At 71.1% G+C, this 21,481-nt stretch carries 25 protein-coding genes; 17 read left to right on the top strand and 8 right to left on the bottom strand.

Going from position 1 to position 21,481, the window contains the following annotated elements; all coding sequences use genetic code 11:
* Positions 1–72: 72 nt before the first annotated feature.
* Genes ccoO through PCA_RS02580 form a run of 7 tightly spaced genes read left to right on the top strand, consistent with a single transcriptional unit; the run spans position 73 to position 4,841 of the window.
* On the top strand, positions 73–729 hold the full coding sequence (ccoO, locus tag PCA_RS02610; protein ID WP_181300678.1) for a cytochrome-c oxidase, cbb3-type subunit II: 657 nt from the start codon (positions 73–75) through the stop codon (positions 727–729).
* On the top strand, positions 726–908 hold the full coding sequence (locus PCA_RS02605; protein WP_181300675.1) for a cbb3-type cytochrome c oxidase subunit 3: 183 nt from the start codon (positions 726–728) through the stop codon (positions 906–908). Before ccoO ends, PCA_RS02605 begins: the two co-directional genes overlap by 4 nt.
* Positions 905–1,816, top strand: coding sequence for a cytochrome-c oxidase, cbb3-type subunit III (gene ccoP / locus PCA_RS02600; protein WP_181300673.1), 912 nt, complete (start codon positions 905–907; stop codon positions 1,814–1,816). The genes PCA_RS02605 and ccoP overlap by 4 nt, the downstream gene beginning before the upstream one ends.
* A complete protein-coding gene (locus PCA_RS02595; protein WP_181300671.1) occupies positions 1,797–2,024 on the top strand; it encodes a hypothetical protein in 228 nt (75 codons plus the stop codon). Before ccoP ends, PCA_RS02595 begins: the two co-directional genes overlap by 20 nt.
* Positions 2,021–4,249 carry a cation-translocating P-type ATPase gene (locus PCA_RS02590; protein WP_181300669.1) on the top strand — a complete coding sequence of 743 codons (2,229 nt, stop codon included), beginning with the start codon at positions 2,021–2,023 and terminating at the stop codon, positions 4,247–4,249. The genes PCA_RS02595 and PCA_RS02590 overlap by 4 nt, the downstream gene beginning before the upstream one ends.
* The gene (ccoS, locus tag PCA_RS02585) at positions 4,246–4,434 is read left to right on the top strand and encodes a cbb3-type cytochrome oxidase assembly protein CcoS (protein ID WP_181300667.1); all 189 of its coding nucleotides are present in this window, start codon (positions 4,246–4,248) and stop codon (positions 4,432–4,434) included. The genes PCA_RS02590 and ccoS overlap by 4 nt, the downstream gene beginning before the upstream one ends.
* Positions 4,431–4,841, top strand: coding sequence for a group III truncated hemoglobin (locus tag PCA_RS02580; protein WP_181300665.1), 411 nt, complete (start codon positions 4,431–4,433; stop codon positions 4,839–4,841). The genes ccoS and PCA_RS02580 overlap by 4 nt, the downstream gene beginning before the upstream one ends.
* Before the next feature lie 45 nt (positions 4,842–4,886).
* On the opposite strand, the gene PCA_RS02575 is transcribed toward PCA_RS02580, so the two are convergent.
* The 8 genes from PCA_RS02575 to PCA_RS02540 form a co-directional block, all read right to left on the bottom strand.
* A complete protein-coding gene (locus PCA_RS02575) occupies positions 4,887–5,570 on the bottom strand; it encodes an MIP/aquaporin family protein (protein ID WP_181300663.1) in 684 nt (227 codons plus the stop codon).
* Positions 5,567–5,953 carry an arsenate reductase ArsC gene (locus PCA_RS02570; protein ID WP_181300662.1) on the bottom strand — a complete coding sequence of 129 codons (387 nt, stop codon included), beginning with the start codon at positions 5,951–5,953 and terminating at the stop codon, positions 5,567–5,569. The genes PCA_RS02575 and PCA_RS02570 overlap by 4 nt, the downstream gene beginning before the upstream one ends.
* A 115-nt stretch (positions 5,954–6,068) precedes the next feature.
* The gene (locus PCA_RS02565) at positions 6,069–6,410 is read right to left on the bottom strand and encodes a metalloregulator ArsR/SmtB family transcription factor (RefSeq protein ID WP_181300660.1); all 342 of its coding nucleotides are present in this window, start codon (positions 6,408–6,410) and stop codon (positions 6,069–6,071) included.
* Between the two features lie 63 nt (positions 6,411–6,473).
* Positions 6,474–6,974: a thiol peroxidase gene (gene tpx, locus PCA_RS02560; protein ID WP_181300658.1), complete on the bottom strand. Its 501-nt coding sequence runs from the start codon at positions 6,972–6,974 to the stop codon at positions 6,474–6,476.
* A 26-nt stretch (positions 6,975–7,000) separates the two neighbouring features.
* A complete protein-coding gene (locus PCA_RS02555; RefSeq protein WP_343204391.1) occupies positions 7,001–7,453 on the bottom strand; it encodes a hypothetical protein in 453 nt (150 codons plus the stop codon).
* A 10-nt stretch (positions 7,454–7,463) separates the two neighbouring features.
* Positions 7,464–8,705, bottom strand: a complete 1,242-nt coding sequence (locus PCA_RS02550; protein WP_181301119.1) for an NnrS family protein — start codon at positions 8,703–8,705, stop codon at positions 7,464–7,466.
* An 80-nt stretch (positions 8,706–8,785) separates the two neighbouring features.
* Positions 8,786–9,547, bottom strand: coding sequence for a cyclic nucleotide-binding domain-containing protein (locus PCA_RS02545; protein WP_181300656.1), 762 nt, complete (start codon positions 9,545–9,547; stop codon positions 8,786–8,788).
* Positions 9,548–9,645: 98 nt separating this feature from the next.
* Entirely contained in the window at positions 9,646–10,422 is a 777-nt protein-coding gene (locus tag PCA_RS02540; protein WP_181300654.1) for a ferredoxin--NADP reductase, read from the bottom strand.
* 560 nt (positions 10,423–10,982) lie between these two features.
* Between PCA_RS02540 and PCA_RS02535 the strand changes: the two genes are divergently transcribed.
* The 10 genes from PCA_RS02535 to PCA_RS02490 all read left to right on the top strand — a co-directional run bounded on the left by PCA_RS02535 (position 10,983) and on the right by PCA_RS02490 (position 21,452).
* The gene (locus PCA_RS02535) at positions 10,983–11,960 is read left to right on the top strand and encodes a sigma-54 dependent transcriptional regulator (RefSeq protein ID WP_255436610.1); all 978 of its coding nucleotides are present in this window, start codon (positions 10,983–10,985) and stop codon (positions 11,958–11,960) included.
* 181 nt (positions 11,961–12,141) lie between these two features.
* A complete protein-coding gene (locus PCA_RS02530) occupies positions 12,142–12,414 on the top strand; it encodes a hypothetical protein (protein WP_181300650.1) in 273 nt (90 codons plus the stop codon).
* Positions 12,415–12,449: 35 nt separating this feature from the next.
* On the top strand, positions 12,450–14,060 hold the full coding sequence (locus tag PCA_RS02525; protein WP_181300649.1) for a phage tail sheath C-terminal domain-containing protein: 1,611 nt from the start codon (positions 12,450–12,452) through the stop codon (positions 14,058–14,060).
* 16 nt (positions 14,061–14,076) lie between these two features.
* Positions 14,077–14,604 carry a phage tail protein gene (locus PCA_RS02520; RefSeq protein WP_181300647.1) on the top strand — a complete coding sequence of 176 codons (528 nt, stop codon included), beginning with the start codon at positions 14,077–14,079 and terminating at the stop codon, positions 14,602–14,604.
* 5 nt (positions 14,605–14,609) lie between these two features.
* Complete coding sequence (locus PCA_RS02515) at positions 14,610–15,347, top strand: hypothetical protein (protein WP_181300645.1); 738 nt, start codon at positions 14,610–14,612, stop codon at positions 15,345–15,347.
* Positions 15,344–16,090, top strand: a complete 747-nt coding sequence (locus tag PCA_RS02510; RefSeq protein ID WP_181300643.1) for a hypothetical protein — start codon at positions 15,344–15,346, stop codon at positions 16,088–16,090. The genes PCA_RS02515 and PCA_RS02510 overlap by 4 nt, the downstream gene beginning before the upstream one ends.
* A complete protein-coding gene (locus tag PCA_RS02505; protein WP_181300642.1) occupies positions 16,087–17,331 on the top strand; it encodes a DUF4255 domain-containing protein in 1,245 nt (414 codons plus the stop codon). The genes PCA_RS02510 and PCA_RS02505 overlap by 4 nt, the downstream gene beginning before the upstream one ends.
* Positions 17,328–19,481, top strand: a complete 2,154-nt coding sequence (locus tag PCA_RS02500) for an ATP-binding protein (protein ID WP_181300640.1) — start codon at positions 17,328–17,330, stop codon at positions 19,479–19,481. Before PCA_RS02505 ends, PCA_RS02500 begins: the two co-directional genes overlap by 4 nt.
* A 2-nt stretch (positions 19,482–19,483) precedes the next feature.
* Positions 19,484–19,783, top strand: coding sequence for a hypothetical protein (locus PCA_RS02495; RefSeq protein WP_219918498.1), 300 nt, complete (start codon positions 19,484–19,486; stop codon positions 19,781–19,783).
* Entirely contained in the window at positions 19,776–21,452 is a 1,677-nt protein-coding gene (locus tag PCA_RS02490; RefSeq protein WP_181300636.1) for a DUF4157 domain-containing protein, read from the top strand. The genes PCA_RS02495 and PCA_RS02490 overlap by 8 nt, the downstream gene beginning before the upstream one ends.
* The last annotated feature ends 29 nt before the right edge of the window (positions 21,453–21,481 follow it).

Raw genomic sequence — 21,481 nt, 5'->3', positions numbered from 1 at the left:
GGGAAGGTCGTTCGCTCCAGCCAGTCCAACCGCGGCCATCCATGGCCGCACTCCTCAGGTAGAGCTCACACCATGGCCTATAGACATTTCGAAGCCATCGAGAAGCACGCCGGCCTGCTCGGCATCGGCATCGCGATCATGGTCTCGCTGGGCGGACTCGCCGAGATCACCCCGCTGTTCGTGGAAGCGCATTCGCTCAAGGCGCCGGCGAACGTGCACCCGTACGACCCGCTGCGACTGGCTGGCAAGGACATCTACGTGCGCGAGGGCTGCTACCTCTGCCACTCGCAGATGATCCGCGCGCTGCGCTTCGAGACCCAGCGCTACGGCCACTACTCCACCGCGGAGGAGTCGGTCTACGACCGGCCGTTCCAGTGGGGCTCCAAGCGCACCGGCCCGGACCTCGCCCGCGTGGGCGGCAAGTATTCCGACGACTGGCAGCGCATGCACCTGATGAACCCGCGCAGCGTGGTGCCGCAATCCAACATGCCCGGCTATCCGTGGCTGGCGAAGGCCGGCATCGACGGCGCCGACATCCAGGCGCGCATGCGCGTGCTGCGCAAGCTGGGCGACCCCTACAGCGACGCCGAGATCGCCGCCGCGCCCGAGGCCGTCAAGGGCAAGACCGAGCTGGACGCGCTGATCGCCTACCTGCAGGGCCTGGGCATCGACAACGAGCCCGACAACAAGCCGGTCGCCGCGCCGGCCAGCGACGGGGGTGCGCCATGAGTCCGTTCTGGGGCCACCTCGCCGGCGTGATGATCGTGCTGATGATGCTGAGCTTCATCGGCATCTGGTTCTGGGCCTGGCGCAGATACCACAAGCCGACGTTCGACCGGATGGCGCAATTGCCGATGCAGGACGAGGATCTCCCCGTCGACGCCGCTGTGCAGGAGAAAGTGCGATGAGCAACGGCTGGTCGTTGTGGGTGATGTTCCTGGTGGTGCTGAACCTCGGCATCACGTTCTTCCTGTTCCTCTGGGGGCCTCTGGCGAAGATCCCCACGCAGCCCGACGGCACCAGCGGCCACGTATGGGCGCACGGCGTGCTGCGCGAAGGCGTGCGGCGGCTGCCGCTGTGGTGGATCCTGTTTTCCGGCGCCATGTTCGTGTCCGCCTTCGTCTACCTCGTGCTGTACCCCGGCTTCGGCAACCACAAGGGCACGCTGGGCTGGACCTCGCACGGCCAGCTCGCGCAGCAGCAGGCCGACAACGACGCGAAACTGGAGCCGCTGATGCAGCGCTTCGAGCTGTACACGCCCGAGCAGCTGGCCAGCGACCCGGCCGCGCAGCAGGTCGGCAAGGTGCTGTTCGAGGACGACTGCGCGGCCTGCCACCAGCGCAGCGGCAAGGGCAACGTGCAGCTGGGCGCGCCCAACCTCACCGACCAGGACTGGCTGTACGGCGGCAGCGGCAAGGACATCGCCACCTCGATCCACGACGGCCGCAACGGCGTGATGCCGCCGTGGAGCAGCCTGGGCGAACAGAACGTGAAGAACCTCGCCCAGTACGTGCTGAGCCTGTCCGGCTCGCCGCACGACGCGAAGATGGCGGCGGCGGCCGAGCCCATGTTCAAGACCACCTGCGCGGCCTGCCACGGCCCCGACGGCAAGGGCAACCCGGCGCTGGGCGCACCCAACCTCACCGACCATATCTGGCTGCACGGCGGCACGCTGGCCGACATCGAGACCTCGATCCGCGATGGCCGGCAAGGCCACATGCCGAACTGGGACAAGCGCCTCAGCGAGCAGCAGATCCACGTGCTGGCGGCCTATGTCTACCACCTGTCGCATCCCGATGCCGTCGCCGCGGACTGAACCGCCGCACAGCGAAGCCGGCGGACACTGGTACCAGCAACCCATCCTGTGGCTGGGCGTCGTGGTGTTCGTCGCCTCGATGGCCGGCTGCGCGTGGATCATCGTGGCCGGCGCGCGCAGCGCCGACATCCCGCTGGAAACCTCGCACACCGTGTTCGGCGTACCCGCCACCGCGCGCAGCAGCCACGCCCCCGCCCGGCCGCGATGAACGCACACGCCGCCTGGGGCCATCCGCTGCTGCTCGCCCAGGTGCTGCGGCCGCGCCGCGACGGCCGCAGCGAGGTGGCGCTGCGCGTGGACGCGCTGGGCGAACCGCGCCGCGCGCTCGCGCTGGAACAGGCGATACGCGCGCTGCCCGGCGTGCAACGCGTCGCCATTCTTCCCGCCGCCCGCCGCCTGCGCGTGGTGTGGGATCCGCAGCGGCTCACGCTGGACGCGCTGGTGGAGCGCTGCGCCGCGCTGCGCTGCCCGGCCCAGCCGCTGCCCCACGACGATGCCGACGGCGCCCGCGCCGCCGAACTGCACGATGCTCTGAAGCGCCTGCTGGTCGCCGGCATGTGCATGATGCAGGTGATGGCGTACGCCCTGGTGATCTACATCGGCGCGGTCGACTTCGTGGACTTCACCACCCGCGGCCTGTTCCGCTGGCTGGGCTTCCTCACCACCATCCCGCTGGTCGCCTATTCCGCGCGGCCGTTCTTCACCGGCGCCGCGCAGGAACTGCGCGAACGCCGGCTGGGCATCCACCTGCCGGTGGCGCTGGCGGTGGCGCTGGTGTTCCTCGCCAGCGCGTACAACACGCTGCGCGGCAGCGGCGAGGTCTATTTCGATTCGGTGAGCATGTTCGTGTTCCTGCTGCTGGTCGCGCGCTACGTGGAACTGCGCGCGCGCCACCGCGGCAACGCGCAGGGCGACGCCGCGATCGACGCCGCGCCGCTGCTGGCCCAGCGCCGCGGCGCCGACGGCATGCTGGAAACCGTGCCCGCGCTGGCCTTGCGCAGCGGCGATCGCGTGCACGTCGCCGAGGGCGACACGGTGCCCGCGGACGGCGTGCTGGAATCGGCCTCGGCGCGCCTGGACGAAGCCTTGCTCACCGGCGAGTCGCGCCCGGTGCTGCGCCGCTGCGGCGATGCGCTGGTGGCGGGCAGCGTGCTGCTGGACGGCCCCATCGCACTGCGCGTGGAACGCAGCGGCACGGACACCACGCTGGCGCGCATCGGCGCGCTGGCCGCACGCGCGCGTGCGGCGCGCAACTTCGCCACGGCCAGCGACCGCGACATCGCCCGCTTCGTGGCCCGCGTGCTGCTGCTCACCGCGCTCACCACGGCCGGCTGGCTGCTGGTCGATCCCGCGCGCGCGTTCGACGCCGCGCTCGCGGTGCTGGTGGTGGCCTGCCCGTGCGCGTTCGCGCTCACCGCACCGGCCGCGTTCACCCGCGCGCTGACCACGCTGGCGCGCCACGGCGTGCTGGTCACCGACGGCGCCGCGCTGGACCGGCTTGCGCGCGTCGACACCGCGTTGTTCGACAAGACCGGCACCCTGGGCGTGCCGCGGCTGGAGCCCGCCGGCGTCGAACCGCTGCGCGGCGCATCCCGCGAGGAAGCGCTGGCGCTGGCCGCCGCGCTGGCCCGCGAAAGCTCGCATCCGCTGGCACGGGCGCTGGCCGACGCCGCCAGCCGATCCGGCCCGTTGCCGCACGCCGATCACGTGGAAGCCGTGGCCGGCGCCGGCCTGCGCGGCACGCTGGCCGGGCGCGAGCTGCGCCTGGGTCGCGCCGACTTCGCGCTGGGCCATGCGCTGGCCCCCGATCGCCAGCGCGATGCCTTGCTGCTGGCCGACGCGGAGGGCGCCATCGCCGCCTTCCGCGTGACCGAGCGGCCGCGCCACGACGCACAGGCCACGCTGGACGCGCTGCGCACCGAAGGCGTTGCCCCGTGCATCGCCAGCGGCGATGCGCCCGAGCGCGTGGCCGCGCTGGCGAACATGCTGGGCATCAGCGACTGGCGCGCCAGGCAGAGCCCGGACGACAAGCTGGCCCGGCTGCACGAGCTGCACGCCCTGGGCCATCGCGTGCTGGCGGTGGGCGACGGCAGCAACGACGCACCCGTCCTCGCCGCGGCCGACGTCTCCGCCGCGCTGGGCGGCGGCACCGGCCTCGCCCAGGCGCAGGCGGACCTGCTGTTGCTGGACGACCGGCTCGGCGGCCTCGCCCGCGCCCGCAGCGTGGCGAACGAGGTGCGGCAGATCGTGGCGCAGGGCCGGCGCTGGTCGCTGGTCTACAATCTGTGTGCGGTGCCGTTCGCCGCGTTCGGTTTCGTGCCGCCGTGGCTGGCCGGCATCGGCATGTCGCTCAGTTCGCTGGCGGTGGTGCTGAACGCGCTGCGCGCCGGCCGCGACGATCACGGCGCGCCGCGCCAGGAGCTGCACGCATGAACATCCTGCTGGTGCTGATCCCCGTCACCGCGCTGGTGGTGATCGTGGGCGTGGCGCTGTTCTTCTGGGCCGTGAACCACCAGCAGTTCGACGACCTCGACACGCCCCGCATCCTGCCATTGCTGGACGAACCATCGCCCGGGACGGCAGCCGCCCCACCCGAACACCGCACAGACACGCCATGAGCACGCTGGACGAAACCCGCATCGCCACCCTGGTCGACCGCTTCTACGACAAGGTGCAGGCCGACCCCGCGATCGGTCCCATCTTCAACGCGGCCGTGCACGACTGGCCCGAACACAAGCGCCTGCTCACCTCGTTCTGGTGCTCGGTGGCGCTGCGCGCGGCCAGCTACCGCGGCAACCCGATGGCCGTGCACCGTGGCCAGCCCGCGATCCGCGCCGAGCATTTCGTGCGCTGGCTGCAGCTGTGGCGCGAGACCACGCTGGAAATGCTGGACGCGGACGACGCCGCCACCATGCTGGACTACGCCGAACGCATCGGCCGCAGCCTGCGCATGGGCATGGGCCTGCCCGACCGGCTGGACGTCCGCCCGTTCGGCATCCCGGTGGTGGGCGTGGGCAAGGCCTGAAGCCACGCAGCCGGCCCCGCCCGCTGGCGGCCATCGAAGCAGGCCTCACGCGGCAGGCGGCGATTCCGCGACGGCGGCCGGAGCGCGCAGCAGCGGCGCGAGCAGCAGCGCGGCAACGGTTCCGGCCAGCTGCGCCAGCATGAATCCCGGCACGTCGCCCGGCCGGATGCCGGCGAACGTGCGGGTCAGCGCGCGGGCCAGCGTGACCGCCGGATTCGCGAACGCGGTGCTGGCGGTGAACCAGTACGCGGCGAAGATGTAGCTGGCGACCAGCGCGGGCATCGCCGCGGGCCGGGTGCGCGCGCCAAGCAGTATCGTGAGCAGCAGGCCTGCGGTAGCCACGCCTTCGCTCAGCCATTGCGCGGCGCCCGTGCGCGCGTGCGCACCCGGTTGCAGCAGCGGTTGGCCGAACATCGCATGCGCCAACACCACCCCGGCCATCGCGCCGGCGCATTGCGCAATGACGTAGCCGATGGCTTCACGCGTGCCCAACGCGCCATGCACGCGCAGCGCCAGCGTCACCGCGGGATTGAAGTGCGCACCGGAGACCGGGCCGAGCACCGCAATCAGCACGTACAGGATGCCGGCGGTCGCCGCCGCATTCGCCAGCAAGGCGATGCCTGCGTTGCCGCCCGACATCGCCATGCCCATGATGCCGGAACCCACCACGGCGGCGAGCAACACGCCCGTGCCGAGGAATTCGGCGGCGAGTCTCCGCAGTAGCGTCATCCCAGTTCCGCCAGCAGGCGCTGCACGCGCATGGAGATCTCGTCGCGCACCGCGCGATAACCCGCGTCGTCCAGATGCTTCGGATCGGGCAGGTTCCAGTCCTCGCGTCGCATCGCCGGCACCCAGGGGCAGCTGTCGCCGCAACCCATGGTGACGACGGCATCGAACTCGCCCCGGATCTCGTCCAGCGATTTCGACGCATGCGTGCCCAGGTCGTAGCCCAGCTCGGCCATGAAGCGCATGGCCCTGGGATTGATCCGGCCCGCCGGCGCCGAGCCGGCGCTCAGCGCCTCGACCGTCGCGCCGCCATGCATGCGCGCGAACGCCTCGGCCATCTGGCTGCGGTTCGCGTTTTCCACGCAGACGAACAGGATGCGCTTCATCGGACACGACTCTCGGCATCAGGCACGCCGGCTGGAACCCGCCGCCGGACCACACGAAAGCCGGTGTTGCCGACGGAACCGGCCACATCCGCGTGTGCGTGTGCGTGGGATCGGCTCATCGCCTGGCTACGGTCTTGCGCGGCTTGCAAGCCGGCACCGGGCCGCAATCGGCGTCGCCGGCGCAGCAGTTTTCGGTGAGGTAGGCCAGCAGTGCGTTCATCTGCATGTAGTTGGCGCGAACGCGAATCGTCCGGCCCTCGCGCTGGTCCTCGACCAGTTCGGCAGCACGCAGCACATTGAGATGCGCGCTCAGCGTGGCGGGCGCGAGATCGAGGTATTCGCGCAATTCGCCGACCGACAAGCCCTCGCCCCCTGCCTGCACCAGCCGGCGAAAAGCGGCGAGGCGGGAATCGTGGCTGAGCGCGGCGAGCGCGGAGAGAGCAGCAGGCGTATCCACAATTCCATATTTCCGGAAATATGGAATTGTGTCAAGCCCAATAGCCGGAATGCAGGTGCCGGATCAGCCCAGCGCCTTCAGCGCCGCGTCGTAATCCGGCTCGTGCGTGATCTCGTCCACCAGCTCGGCGTGGATCACCTTGTCGTGCGTATCCAGCACCACCACCGCGCGGGCCGCCACGCCGGCCAGCGGGCCGTCGGCGATCGCCACGCCGTAGTCACGCAGGAACTCGCGTCCGCGCATCAGCGACAGCATCTGCACGTTCGTGATGCCTTCGGCGCCGCAGAAACGGCCCTGCGCGAACGGCAGGTCGGCCGAGATGCACAGCACCACGGTGTTGTCGAGCTTCGCCGCCAGTTCGTTGAAGCGGCGCACCGAGGCGGCGCACACGCCGGTGTCCACGCTGGGGAAGATGTTCAGCACCTTGCGCTTGCCGGAGTGGTCGGCCAGCGCGACCTCGGACAAGTCGCCACCGACCAGGCGGAACGCCGGCGCCAGCGCACCGACCGCCGGGAAGGCGCCGTCGACGCGTACCGGCTGGCCCTTGAAATGGACTGTGGACATGACGCACCTCGTGTGGGGGACAGGGCCTACAAGTAGAACATGGTCTTGGCCAGAAAAACGATGGCCGCCATCAGCGCCAGCACGATGCGGTGCGTGTAACGGAAGCGGCAGGCATTCATGCGCCCGTGCGCGCCTGTCCACACGGCGTTGACGAATACGCCCAGCACGCCGAACGCCAGCACCACCTTGGCCAGCAGGAACCAGCCGAAGCGCGTCTCGCCGATGCAGCGGATGCCCTCGCAGCGCAGGTCGAACAGCAGGCCGCCGCTGACGAACAGCAGCAGCACCACGAACGGCATGTAGCGGCGCACCCGCGCCATCACCGCGGTCTCGATCTGCTGCATCGTCGTGACGTCGAAGCGCTTGTGCAGCGCCTCCAGCACGAACACCTCGAACGCGGCTGCGCCCACGAACACGATCGCGCAGGCCAGGTGCACCAGCACGATCCACGGATAATACGGCGCGATCAGGTCCCGCACGACATCCTCCTCAACCCGGCCGCCCGTCCGTGCGCGGCGTCAGGTAGATCCACGCCGAACGCAGCACCCACGGCAGGAACGCGAGCAGCCAGCCCGCGCCGGCGATCACCAGCCACAGGTAGCGGTCGCCGCCCAGTTCGGCGCGGATGCGCACGAACGCCACCAGCTGCAGCAGCGCGAAACACAGCCACGGCACCGGATGCATCTGCAGCGGGCGGCCGGAATGGCCATGGGTGACGCGCGTCACCATCGCCACCAGCATCGAGCCGAAGAAGCCGATCGCCAGCGCGTGCAGCGGCGCCAGTCCCAGCACGTGCTCGCCGCGCAGGGCGAACGCGAGGTCCTGCACCGAGTACAGCACGAACGCCAGCGGCAGCCACGCGAACGCGATGTGCAGCACCGCCAGCAGGCCCGGGCGCAGGCAGCGCCACGGCTTCCACATCAGCCAGTGCAGCGCGAACACCGCGGCCAGCGGCAGGTCGCACGCCCACAGCCACTGCGGCAGCGCGGCCCAGTCCAGCAGGACGTGCGCCAGCAGCAGCGCCCACACCACCGGCAGGCTCCACACCGGCCGCCACATCACATAACCGGCCACCATGTTCTTGCTGAAGAACGGCAGCATGCGATGGCACACGGTGAAGTACACCGGCAACAGGAACCCGAACGTGCCCAGCTTCACCGACAGCCAGCCCAGCGCCGCCGGCAGCGCGGGATCGAACAGCCACACCACGAAGGCGGCCAGCCCCAGCGTGCCCACGCCGAACGCCGCCAGGCACGACCAGCCGTGCTTGTTGCGGTCCGTCGCCTTCGCCATCACCTGGGCCAGCGTGCCCACGCCCGCCAGATAGCCCGCCAGCATCAGCACCAGCCCCAGCTTGAGCAGCGTGGGCTGGCCGAGCAACCCCAGCGTGCCCAGCACGTAACCGCCCAGCACGCCCCCGGCCACCGGCAGGTAGCGCACGGGCGGCACCGACGGCCCGTCCATCCAGCGCGGGAACGTGGTCATCAGGAAGCCGAACATGAACAGCGGGAACAGGCCGTACTGGATCAGCACCGCATGCCCCCATACCGGCGGCACCGTGGGCTGCGGCCAGCGCGCCCAGCCGAAGCGCAGCGAGGCCAGCTCCAGCGTCCACCAGGTCATGGTCAGCAATACCGCCACGGTGCCGGCAAGGAACAGCGGCCGGTGCGGCGCCGCGGCCAGCAGCGCGGCGGGGTCGCTGGCGACGGCGGGAGAAGTGGAGGTGTCCATGGGCGGCCAAGAGTTGATCGCGCCCATGGTGTCAGCTCGCCGCCGGGGCGGCCCTGACATAGATCAGGCCTGCGTCGCGGTCAATCCGGCAGCAGGCTGGCGCCCATGTCGCGCAATTCGGATTCCCGCAGCAGCACCAGTTCGCGGCCTTCCAGCGCGATCAGCCCCTGGCTGCGGAAGCGCCCCAGCACCCGGCTCACCGTCTCCGCGGCCAGCCGCAGGTAGTTCGCGATGTCGCCGCGCGACATGCTGAGGTGGAAGCGCGTGGCCGGCAGGCCGCGTGCCGCGTAGCGGTTGGACAGGTCGATCAGGAACGCCGCCATGCGCTCGTCCGCGCTGTGGTCGCCGGCCAGCAGCGACACCGCGCCCAGCTCCTTGCTGATCATCCGGAACAGGTGCTGCTGCACCGCCGGCTGGCGCGCCGCCAGCGCGCTCATCGCGGGGAACGAGAAGCGGCAGAACTGGGTGTCTTCCAGCGCCACCGCATCGCAGGGGAAGTGCTCGGGATAGATCGCGTTGAGCCCGACCACCTCGCCCGGCAGGTAGAAGCCCAGCACCTGCTCGTTGCCGTCGCGGTCGAACAGCCGCGTCTTCACCGAGCCCGCGCGCACCGCGTAGATCGCACGGAACGGGTCGCCGGTGCGGAACACGTGTTCGCCTGCGCGGAACGGTCCCACGTGCTCGACCAGGCAATGCAGCTCGAGCAACTCCGGCTTGCCGTAGCCCACCGCGCAGCAGGCATCGGAAAAGGCGCAACTGGAACAGAACCGGCTGGCATCGCCGTCGTCGGTGATCGGCCGGGGGAGCACACGCAAACGGGCTGCCGAATGGCTGGGGGTCATGACGTCTCACGCCGTTGGAGGGACGTACCGAAGGTATGCATGATACGCAGGCTGACAGATATCCGCGAGTTCCTGCGACGACGCGCCGCCACGGTCGCCTACTTGTCCACGAACGCCCGCTCGATTACGTAATCACCCTGTTCACGGGTGCGCGGCGAAGCCTGGAAACCGCGACCGTCCAGCAGTGCGCAAAGGTCGTCCAGCATCGCCGGGCTGCCGCACAGCATCACCCGGTCGGTGGCCGGATTCAACGGCGGCAGGCCGGTGGCCGCGCTCATCGCGCCGTTGGCGATCGCGTCGGGGATGCGGCCGTGGTTGCGGAACGGTTCGCGTGTCACCGTGGGGTAATAAATCAGCTTCTCGCGCACGAACTCACCCAGGTACTCGTGCTGCGGCAGCTCGTGTTGCAGGTAGTCCGCATAGGCCAGGTCGGCGATATTGCGCACGCCGTGCGCCAGCACGACCTTGTCGAAGCGCTCGTAGGTGTCCGGGTCGCGCACGATGCTCATGAACGGCGCCAGGCCCGTGCCGGTGCCAAGCAGATAGAGGTGCTTGCCGGGCTTGAGGTCGGTGAGCACCAGGGTGCCGGTGGGCTTGCTCGTCACCAGCAGCGGATCGCCGGGCTTGAGGTACTGCAGGCGCGAGGTGAGCGGACCGTTCTGCACCTTGATCGACAGGAACTCCAGGTGCTCCTCCCAGCTCGCGCTGGCGATCGAGTAGGCGCGCATCAGCGGGCGGCCGTCCACCTCCATGCCGATCATCACGAACTGCCCGCTGTCGAAGCGGAAGCCTGGATCGCGCGTGGTGCGGAAGGAAAACAGGCTGTCGTTCCAGTGCCGCACGTCGATCACGTGCTCGGTCGCCATCGCTACCATCTGTCGTCTCTGAGGCCGTTCGGGGGAGGGGCGCCGCCTACGCGGCGTAGGACTCGCATGGGCCGGCGGTGGCCGGAGAACCTGGCGAGTAACCACGCGCGGGGCCGCGTGCATAACAGTCATTTTACGCGATCCGGGCACCCCTGCCCGCCCTGCGACATCTTTGCCGCTACGACCGGACGGCGGTCGCAAACTGCTCCGTGCATGGCTTCGTGCGGGTCGCGGCGCTCGCCGCTCAAGCATCCTCGCGGGGATCGCCGGCAGGCATTCCGGGAGGGAACGCCAGGGCGGCGGGCGACCGAATGGATGCAAGCAAGGTTCACGCCCAAAAGCCCGGGTTTGCCGCACATCGCGGCCACGGACTACATCAACCACAGCGGCAGACGACAGACGGATACAGCCTTGGACTGCATCCCGGAAAGCACGCATACTCCAAGGTGTCCCACGAGCCGTTTCAAACGCGGCTCGGGACGTGACGACCAGGAGAAGGACCTCTTGCGCGTCGATGGCAGGCCCCGTCCGGGTCCTGCCAATTACCCTGGGGACGCATGATGTCGATCATGCTCGGCCAATCGAGGGCGATCCAGTCCGCACGGGCGCTGTTGCGGCGCTATGCGGGCTGCGACGTGCAGGTGCTGATCGAGGGCGAGACCGGCACCGGCAAGGAGCTGGCGGCCAGGGAAATCCACTACACCAGCGCGCGCCGCGACCGCCCATTCGTGCCGGTCAACTGCGGCGCGATCCCCGACAGCCTGATCGAGAACGAGTTGTTCGGCCACGACCGCGGCGCGTTCACCGATGCCAAGGCCGCCCAGCCCGGACTGGTCGACCACGCGCAGGGCGGCACGCTGTTCCTCGACGAGGTCGATTCGCTCTCGGACAAGGGCCAGGTGACGCTGCTGCGCTTCCTGCAGGACAACCAGTACCGGCCGGTGGGCGGCGGCGCGCCGCGGATTTCCGACGCGCGCATCATCGCCGCCACCAATGCAGGCCTGGAGCGGCAGGTGGCGGCCGGCCGCTTCCGTCGCGACCTGCACTACCGGCTCAATGCGCTGTACGTGCGCCTGCCGCCGCTGCGCGAGCGCGACGACGACGTGCTGCTGCTGGCCCGGCATTTCCTCGAAGCCGCGGCCGCGCGCGTGGGCGGCCCGGCCCGGCAGTGGGGCGACGATGCGCTGTCCGCGCTGCGCGCGTACGCGTGGCCGGGCAACGTGCGCGAGCTGGAGAACATCGTGCTGCGCGCCTACGTGGGCGGCGACGGCCCGCGGATCGGCGTGGCCGAGCTGCAGGCGGCGGAGCCCGCGTTCGCCGGCACCGAATCCGCGCCGCGCCGGCGCGCGAACGAGCCTGACCTGCGCTTCAGCGCGGCCAAGCTGCACGCGATCCGCACCTTCGAGCGCGACTACCTCACCCGCCTGATGGAGCAGGCCAGCGGCAACATCAGCGCCGCCGCGCGCCTGTCCGGCACCGAGCGCCGCCAGCTCGGCAAGCTGCTGCTGAAGCACGGCATCGAGACCAAGCAGTTCCGGCCGCGCTGAGCGGCCGCGACGCCGCGCACGGCGGGTGCGCTTTTCCCCGCTGCGCCCGCCAGGCGGGTCAACGCCGACCCGGCGACCACCACGCCCACCCGCGCAAATCCAGCTGGCGCGCCGAATCCCGCATCCATGCCGGTGGCACGCATGTTGCCTCCGGTTCCCTTGCACGTGTACGGAGGTCGTCATGGCGACGCATCAGGGGACGGACACGACGGGCAGGAGCGAGAGTGAGATCGAGCGCTCGGTGCTCGCGTATCTGGAATGTCACCCGCAGGCAGCCGACACGCTGCGGGGCATCGCCAACTGGTGGCTGCCGCGGCAGCGGGGCGCGCCCGGCTGCCGTCGCATCGGCCACGTGCTTGACCGGCTCGTCGCCGAGGGGGTCTTGCATCGCGACGAGCTGCCCGACGGCGAGGTGCTGTACGCGTTGAACCAGCCCGCGAAGCCGCCGCACTGACGGCAACCCGGCCTACACGACGGAGGAACGATCCCATGCCATCTGCGCTCACTTACCCGGGCGTCTACATCGAGGAAATCCCCAGTGGCGTACGCACCATCACCGGGGTGGCCACCTCGATCACCGCCTTCGTCGGTCGCGCCGCGCGCGGGCCGGTCGATGCCGACGCGGAAAGCCCGCTGATCATCAACAGCTACGGCGACTTCGAGCGCAACTTCGGCAGCCTCGATCCTGCCTATCCGATGGGCTACGCCGTGCGCGACTTCTACCTCAACGGCGGCGCGCAGGCGGCGATCGTGCGCCTGTACAAGACCAACGCGGGCAAGCCGGCCAAGGCCGCGATCAAGATCGCCAACCTGCCGCTGGAAGCGGCGTCGGCGGGCGGCTGGGGCAACCAGTTGCGTGCGCGCATCGACGGCAACGTCTCCGCCGAGGTCGCCGCCAGCTGCGGCCTCGCCGCCGCCGACCTGTTCAACCTCACCGTGCGCGACATGGTCGCCGGCACGCAGGAGAGCTTCCTCAACCTCAGCGTGAAGGAGAGCCCGCGCCGCGTCGACCGCGTGCTGAAGGCCAGCTCGTCGCTGGTGCGCGTGGCCGCCTCGCTGACCCTGCCGGCGACTGCGGTGCCGGCGGCGCACCTGGACCCGGACGCCGGCAAGACGGTGTGGGACCAGGACAAGTCCTCCACCGGCGTCGCCGCCGCCGACCAGGCCGCCGACAGCGCGGCGCTGGACGACACCGCCTACCTCGGCGACCCCGATGCCAAGACCGGCATCTACGCGCTGAAGAAGACCGACCTGTTCAACCTGCTGTGCATCCCGCCCGACCTGCGCGGCGGCAACACCTCGGCCACCGTGTACCAGAACGCGATGGCGCTGTGCGTCGACCGGCGCGCCCTGCTGCTGGTGGACGCGCCGGCCGAATGGAGCAGCGCCGGCGCGATCACCCAGTCGAACAACGCGGCGCTGACCGCGCTGGGATTGAACGGCACCGCGGCGCGCAACGCCGCGCTGTATTTCCCGCGGGTGATCGAGGCCGATCCCATGCGCCAGGGCCAGGCCGATACCTTCGTGCCCTGCGGCATCGTCGCCGGCGTGATGGCTCGCACCGACACCCAGCGCGGCGTGTGGAAGGCGCCGGCCGGCATCGACGCGGCGCTGTCCGGCGTGCAGGGACTGGCCGTGCCGCTCAACGACGCCGAGAACGGCATGCTCAATCCGCTGGGCGTGAACTGCCTGCGCAGCTTCCCGCTGGTCGGCCCGGTGGTATGGGGCTCGCGCACGCTGCGCGGCGCCGACCTGCTCGCCGACGAGTACAAGTACGTGCCGGTGCGCCGGCTCGCGCTGTACATCGAGGAGAGCCTGTTCCGCGGCACCCAGTGGGTGGTGTTCGAGCCGAACGACGAACCGCTGTGGGCGCAGATCCGCCTCAACGTGGGCGCATTCATGCAGGGCCTGTTCCGCCAGGGCGCGTTCCAGGGGCAGACGCCGCAGGACGCGTACTTCGTGAAGTGCGACAAGGAAACCACCACGCAGGACGACATCAACCACGGCATCGTGAACATCGTGGTCGGCTTCGCGCCGCTGAAGCCCGCCGAGTTCGTGGTCATCCAACTGCAGCAGATGGCCGGCCAGATCCAGGCCTGACCACGAGGACACCGCCATGGCCCAGTTCAGCGTCAACGCGCAGCGTTTCGATCCGTACAAGAACTTCAAGTTCCGGGTGAAGTGGGACGGCCGCTACGTGGCCGGCATCAGCAAGGTCTCCGGACTGAAGCGCACCACCGAGGTGGTGAAGCACCGCGAGGGCGGCGACCCCAGCAGCACGCGCAAGTCGCCCGGCCGCACCGAGTACGACGCGATCACCATCGAGCGCGGCGTCACCCACGACACCGAGTTCGAGAAGTGGGCGAACAAGGTGTGGAACTTCGGCGCCGGGCTGGGCGCCGAGGTCTCGCTGAAGGACTTCCGCAAGGACCTGATCCTGGAGGTCTACAACGAAGCCGGCCAGCTCGCGCTGGCGTACAAGATCTATCGCTGCTGGGTCTCGGAATACCAGGCCATGCCCGACCTGGACGCGAACGCGAACGCGGTCGCCATCCAGCACCTGAAGCTGGAAAACGAGGGCTGGGAACGCGACGCCGGCGTGCCGGAACCGGCCGAGCCCAGCTACACCGTGCCGGCGGGCTGAGCCCCGTGCGCACGCCCTCGCCCGCGCAACTGCTGCAGGTCTGGGAACGCGGCGGCGACGCGTCCGCGGCGACCCACGGCCTGCTGCTGCTGGGCAGTTGCGACGAGCGTTCCGCCGCGGCGCTGGCGGCGCTGCCGCTGGGCCGGCGCGATGCGCTGCTGCTGGAGCTGCGCGAGCGCCTGTTCGGCGAGGCAATCGACGTGGTGGTGGCCTGCCCGCAGTGCGCGGCCGCGGTGGAGGCGACGTTCCGCTGCGACGATCTGCGGCTCGCGCCATCACAGCCGGACGACCCTGCCCCCTGGCTGGAACATGCCGCGCACGGCCTGCGCGTGCGCTTCCGCCTGCCCGACAGCAGCGACCTGCTCGCGCTGGAAGGCTGCGCCGACGCCGACGCCGCGCGCGGCCTGGTGCTGGAGCGTTGCGTGATCGAGACCCGCCCGGACGACGGCACCGAAGTTCCAACCGAACTTCCGCCGGCGTTCCAGGCGACGCTGGCGCAGGCGATGGCCACGGCCGATCCGCAGGCCGACCTGCAGCTCGCGTTCCGCTGCCCGGACTGCGGCCACGCCTGGCAGCCGCTGTTCGACATCGCGCGCTTCCTCTGGCAGGAACTGCACGCCTGGGCGCTGCACATGCTGCGCGACGTGGACACGCTGGCGCAGGCCTACCACTGGACCGAGGCCGACATCCTCGCGTTGAGCCCGCGCCGCCGCCAGGCCTACCTGGAGCTGTGCGCGCCATGAGCGACTTCCTCGACCGGGTGGCGGCACGGGCAGGCGACGGCGCGACGGCGCTGGCGCCGCGGCTGCCGTCGCTGTTCGAGCCCTTGCAGCGCGCGCCGCTGATGGCGGTGGCCGAGACCACGGAAGCGGCGCCGGAACCGCGGCGCGCGAACGCGCATTCCGAAACCACGGAGCAGCGCGCCGCGCCGCCTGCACCACGCCCACGAGCTGCGGCCACGGCCGAGCCTTCGCAGGCATCGCCGTCGCTGCGCGCAGCCGACCCATCGCCGGCCGTTTCATCGACGAAGCAGCCGCAGGCAAAGCCTGCGTTCGAGAAGGCGGTCGTCGCGACACGTCAGTCCGAGCCGGCATCGGCTGCCGCACTCCGGCCGTCGCCGCGCGTGATGCCGGCGCCTCCGCCGCCGCCGTCCATTGCACCCCGTGAACTGCGCCGCGCGCCGGAGCCTTCGTTCACGGCAGCGGCAATGCCAACGACCGGCAGCCTGCTGCCGCCAGCCTCGCCGGTGTTCGCCACCCCGCCCATGGTCGCGTCCGCACGCACCGCGGCAGGCGCGGCGCGTCGTGCATCGGCAACCGCAACGTCACCTGCCGCCGCCGCGCCCGAACCCGTGGTGCACGTGAGCATAGGCCGCATCGAGGTGCGCGCCGCGCCGACGCCGACGGCGCCCGCGCGCCGTCGCGACGGCCCGCAACCGGCCAGCCTCGACGACTACCTGCGCCAGCGCGGCAAGGTCTCGCCATGAGCAACGTGCTGGCCATCGCCGCGACCACGCGCACGCTGCGCAACCTGCTGCTGGCGCGGATCCCGCTGCTGGACTCCGACCTCGGCGACCTGCAGGTGACGCTGCAGCCGCCGGACACCGCGCGCAAGGGCATCAGCACGTCGCAGCTCAACCTGTTCCTGTACCAGGTGGTCGCGAACGCCGCGTGGCGCAACCGCGACCTGCCCGGCCAGGTGCACCCGGGCGAGACCGCGCCGCCGGCGCTGGCGCTGAACCTGCACTACGTGCTCACCGCCTGGGGCCGCGGCGACAACGACATCGACGCCACCAACCACCGCGTGCTGGCGGCCGCGATGAGCACGCTGCACGACGGCGCCGTGCTGGACCGCAACGACATCCGCAGCGCGCTGGCCGGCAACGACCTGGGCGAGCAGATCGAACTCGTGCGCATCACGCGGCTGGCGCAGAGTGTGGACGAGCTGTCCAGGCTGTGGACCGCGTTGCAGACGAACTACCGCGTCTCCTCGGTGTACGAGGCGGCAGTGGTGCTGATCGACAGCCAGGCGGCGGCGCGCGCGCCGCTGCCGGTGCTGCGGCGCGGGTCGCAGGATCGCGGCGTGATCGCCACCGCCTCGGCCGCCGCCGTGCTGGACGCGCTGAGCTTCCCGCGCGGGCAGTCCGCCGTGCGGCTGGGCGAGGACCTCGTGCTCGACGGTCGCCAGCTCGGCGCCGCGGACACCACGGCGCTGTTCAGCGGCACGCAGCTGCCCGCGCCGGTGGAGCTGCCGCCGCTGCCCGGCGATGCGCCCGGCACGCTGCGCGTGCACCTGCCGGACGCCAGCGAGGACCCGGACGCCGCGTCGCGCTGGGCGCCGGGCATCTGCACCGTTGCGCTGCGCGTGCAGCCGTCCGGACTGCCGCCGCTGCTCAGCAACGAACTGCCGCTGGCGCTGGCGCCCACCATCACGCTGGGCGCGCTCGCCGCGGCGGCCGGCGACTTCACCCTGCAACTGGGCTGCATGCCGCGCATCCGCCCAGGCCAGCGCGTGCTGCTGCTGTTCGGCGACCGCGTGCTGGCGCCGGCCAGCCTCGTCAATCCGGCCGATCCCAAGCAGCCCACGGCGCTGGGCTTCCAGCTCACCGGCGTGACAGCGGGCAGCTACGTCGTGCGCCTGCGCGTGGACGGCGCGGACAGCATTCCGGTGGACTTCAGCGGCAGCGCGCCCGCGTTCGCCGCGGACCAGCAAGTGGTGGTGTCATGAACGATCAGGCAACCTGGCTGGCGGCGAACGACAGCTTCCTCGCGACGGCACTGGCCGATCTGCGCGCCCGTCTGCAACGCGCGGCGCAGCAGCACGACGCGCCCGCCGCCCCGCCGCCGCCCGTACCCACCGCGGCGGTGGCTGCGGTGGAAGCGCCGGCCGTATCGAAGTCCTCGTGGTTCGGGCGTGTGTTCGGCGGCACGCATCCCCGCGCGGCACTGACCGCGGCGGAGCTGGACGCGATCCGGCCGCCGGCGCCGCGCGCGATCGACGCCGCGCCGCCGGACGCCGCCGCCACTCCCGCCGGCACGCCGGCAGCGGACGCGAACAGCCATGCGCCCGCACTGGAGATACTCGCCGAACGCCTGGGCCTGTCGCCGTTCGAACGCGACCTGTTGCTGCTGTGCGTGGGCATGGAACTCGACACCCGCTTCCCCGCGCTGTGCGCGCAGGCCCAGCACGATCCGGCGCGGCCTTATCCCACGTTCGCGCTCGCGTTCGCCGTGCTCGACGCGCCCAACTGGGACGCGCTGTCGCCCGGGCGCCCGCTGCGCTACTGGCGCCTGCTGGAGATCCACCAGCCGGGCGCGCAGCCGCTGGTCGGCGCGGCGCTGGCCGCGGACGAGCGCGTGGTCAACTTCATCAAGGGGCTGAACTATCTCGACGACCGCCTCGTGCCGCTGCTCACCGCGCTGCCCGCGGCGGCGCTGCCCGCCTCGCAGCAGGCGCTGGCCGAACAGGTGATCGACAGCCTGCGCCATGCGCCGCCCGGCGAGGCCGTGCCGGTGACGCAACTGCTGGGCAGCGACAGCGTGAGCAAGCAGGCGATCGCGCAGACCGTCGCCGCCGCGTTCGGCGTGCAGGCCTACCGGCTGCCGGCGGAACTGCTGCCCGGCGCGGCGGGCGAACAGGAAACCCTGCTGCGGCTGTGGCAGCGCGAAAGCCGGCTGCTGCCGCTGGCGCTGTACCTCGACGCATCCGGAGTGGAGCGCACCGACGCGGCCGCGATGCTGGTCAGGCGCTTCATCGCGAACGCCGACGGCCTGCGCTTCGTGGACGCGCGCGAACCCTGGGCCGACCCGGCGATTCCCGCGCTGGGCATCGACGTGGCCAAACCCACCGCGATCGAACAGCGCACGCTGTGGCAGCGCCTGCTCGGCGACGCCGCCGGCACGCAGCCGCAACACCTGGCCGGGCATTTCGACTTCAACCTCGGCCGCATCGAGCAGATCGCGCGCGGCGCGCTGGCGGCGACGGCGCACGAACCCGCCGCACTGGCGCAGACGCTGTGGCAGAACGCGCTGGCGCACACGCGGCCGGCGCTTGACCAGCTCGCCCAGCGCATCGAGCCCAAGGCCGGCTGGGACGACCTCAAGCTGCCCGACAGCGAGAAGCAGCTGCTGCACCGGATCGCCGACCAGGTCGCCCGCCGCGGCACGGTCTACGACGACTGGGGCTTCCGCGCGCGCATGAACCGCGGCCTGTCGATCAGCGCGCTGTTCGCCGGCGAGAGCGGCACCGGCAAGACCATGGCGGCCGAGGTGCTGGCCGGCGAACTGGGCCTGTCGCTGTACCGCATCGACCTGTCGGCGGTGGTCAGCAAATACATAGGCGAGACCGAGAAGAACCTGCGCAAGCTGTTCGACGCCGCGGAGGACGGCGGCGCGATCCTGTTCTTCGACGAGGCCGACGCGCTGTTCGGCAAGCGCAGCGAGGTAAAGGACAGCCACGACCGCTACGCGAACATCGAGGTGAACTACCTGCTGCAGCGGCTGGAGTCGTTCCGCGGCCTGGCGATACTCGCCACCAACATGAAGGGCGCGCTGGACGGCGCCTTCCTGCGCCGCCTGCGCTTCGTGGTGAACTTCCCGTTCCCCGGCCCGGCCGAGCGGCGCGCGATCTGGGCCTCGGTGTTCCCGCCGCAGGCCACGGTGGGCGCGCTGGACCTCGCCCGGCTGGCGCGCTTCGCGCTCACCGGCGGCAGCATCCAGGGCATCGCGCTCAACGCCGCCTTCATGGCCGCGCAGGCCGGCGTGGAGATCGGCATGCCGGTGGTGCTGGAAGCCGTGCGCGGCGAATACCTCAAGCTGGACCGGCCGGTCAACGAAGCGGACTTCAGTCCGCCGGAAAGCGCGGGAGGCCGGTCGTGAGCATGGAACTGCATATCGAGCGGCTGGTGCTGGACGCTTCGCTGCTGCAAGGCGAACGCCCCGGCGACGTGCGCGCCGCCGTGCAGGACGAGCTGGCGCAATGGCTGCGCGCGCCCGGCGCGACGGCGGCACTGCGCCAGCTCGGGCATGTCGCGACGCTTCGGCCCACGGCGTCCGCCACGGCGCACAACGACGCCGGGCCGCTGGCCACGCGCATCGCCGCCGCGGTGGGGCGCGGTCTCGGCATGCCAGCCGCTGCAAACGTCGAGAACGCGGACACGCGCGGAGGTCGCCATGTCTGAGCGCAGCATCTCCGCCACCCGCGCCCCCGCCGCCGCGGGCAGCCATCCCGGGGGAATCCTGCAGCGCAAGTGCGCCTGCGGCAGGCACGCGCCGGGCGGCGGCGAATGCGCGCAGTGCGCGCAGGAACGCAAACGCGTGCAGCGGCTGGCGACCGGCGGCCCGGAAGCCGGCACCGCACCGGCGAGCGTGCATGGCGTGCTGGCCTCGCCCGGCCGCCCGCTCGACGCCGCCGCGCGGTCGTTCATGGAGCCGCGCTTCGCGCACGGCTCCGGCGCGGCCAGCCACGTGGGCGCGGCGCCGGTCGCCGGCGGTCCGCTGCAGGTGGGCGCGGCGAACGATCCGCTGGAACGCCAGGCGGACGACATGGCCCGGCGCGTCATGACCATGGCCGCGCCCGCGGCCGCACCGGGCCACGACTTCTCGCGCGTGCGCGTGCATACCGACGACGCGGCCGCCGCTTCCGCCCAGGAGCTTGGCGCACGCGCCTACACCGTGGGCGAGCACATCGCATTCGCGCGCGGCGAATACGCACCGGGAACCGCGGCCGGCAGGCAACTGCTGGCGCACGAGCTGACGCACACGCTGCAGCAGGCGCAGGGCGGCGTCGCCCTGCAGCGTTTCGTCCCCTGCACGCGCGCGCGCATGTCGCTGGAAGACTGCCCGCAGCGCGAGCCGGACGAGGATCGCACCACCCGCGCGCAGCCGATGATCCTGGAGTACGTGACCGCGCCCGAGGCGGGCTTCCTGGTCGCGAACTTCGACATCGGCAAGGACGTGGTGAAGGGCGGACTGACCCGCCATCCGCTGTGGCCCACCCTGGTCGGCACGGTGTCCGCGGCGAAGAGCCAGTGGGAAATCATCGGACTGTCCGACTGCCAGGGCGAGGCGCCGCTGAACACCGCGCTGCGCAAGGAACGCGCCGACGCCGTGCGCGCGGTGCTGCCGGCCGCCGCGGCGGTGAACGTGACGGGCACCTCCGGCGCGTCGCTCAACGACTGCATGACCACGAACGACAACGCCGTCGCGCGGCAATGGAACCGCGCCGCGCTGATACGGGCGGTCAGCCGCGAGTACACCTTCGAGGACGAGAAGATCGAGGGCAAGCGGCCGGTGCCGAAACCGGTCGCGCAGGACACCGCCGACTGCAACACGGACCAGAAGAAGGCCATCGCGCAAGCGCAGCCGATCGCCGTCGACATGGTGCGCGAGGCGCTGTACCGCCTGCGCGACCACACCAACGCGGACACCAAGCTGCTGCTGCGCACCTACTTCGGCGACGACGGCGAAAAGACCTTCGAGCATGTCCACGACGGCCTGCTCACCATCCTGCAGGGGCTCAAGAACATCACCGTGGAATGCGAGGCCAAGGGCACCCTGTTCTACGACCACTTCTGCGGAGGCGGTCCGGGCACCGTGACGCGCGGGTACTCGCGCAGCAAGTGGATCGGACTGCACGTGCACCTGTGCGAGGGCGGCTTCGACCAGGACGACGTGGGGCTTGCCAAGACCCTGGTGCACGAATGCAGCCACCTCTACGACGGCACGGACGACAAGGGCTATTGCTGGGAGGACGGCGGCACCAGGTGCAGCACGATGGGCGCCTCCGCCGCCTACGACAACGCGGACTCGTACGCGTATTTCGCGCACGCGGCGTGGCTCAACCAATGAAGGCCGGCACGCCCCGGGCAACGGCATTT

It is taken from the genome of Rhodanobacter sp. PCA2, assembly GCF_013620825.1.
Lineage (GTDB): Bacteria > Pseudomonadota > Gammaproteobacteria > Xanthomonadales > Rhodanobacteraceae > Rhodanobacter_A.
The sequence above is the reverse complement of the archived record's forward strand: the minus strand, read 5'-3'. Positions and strand labels throughout refer to the sequence as shown.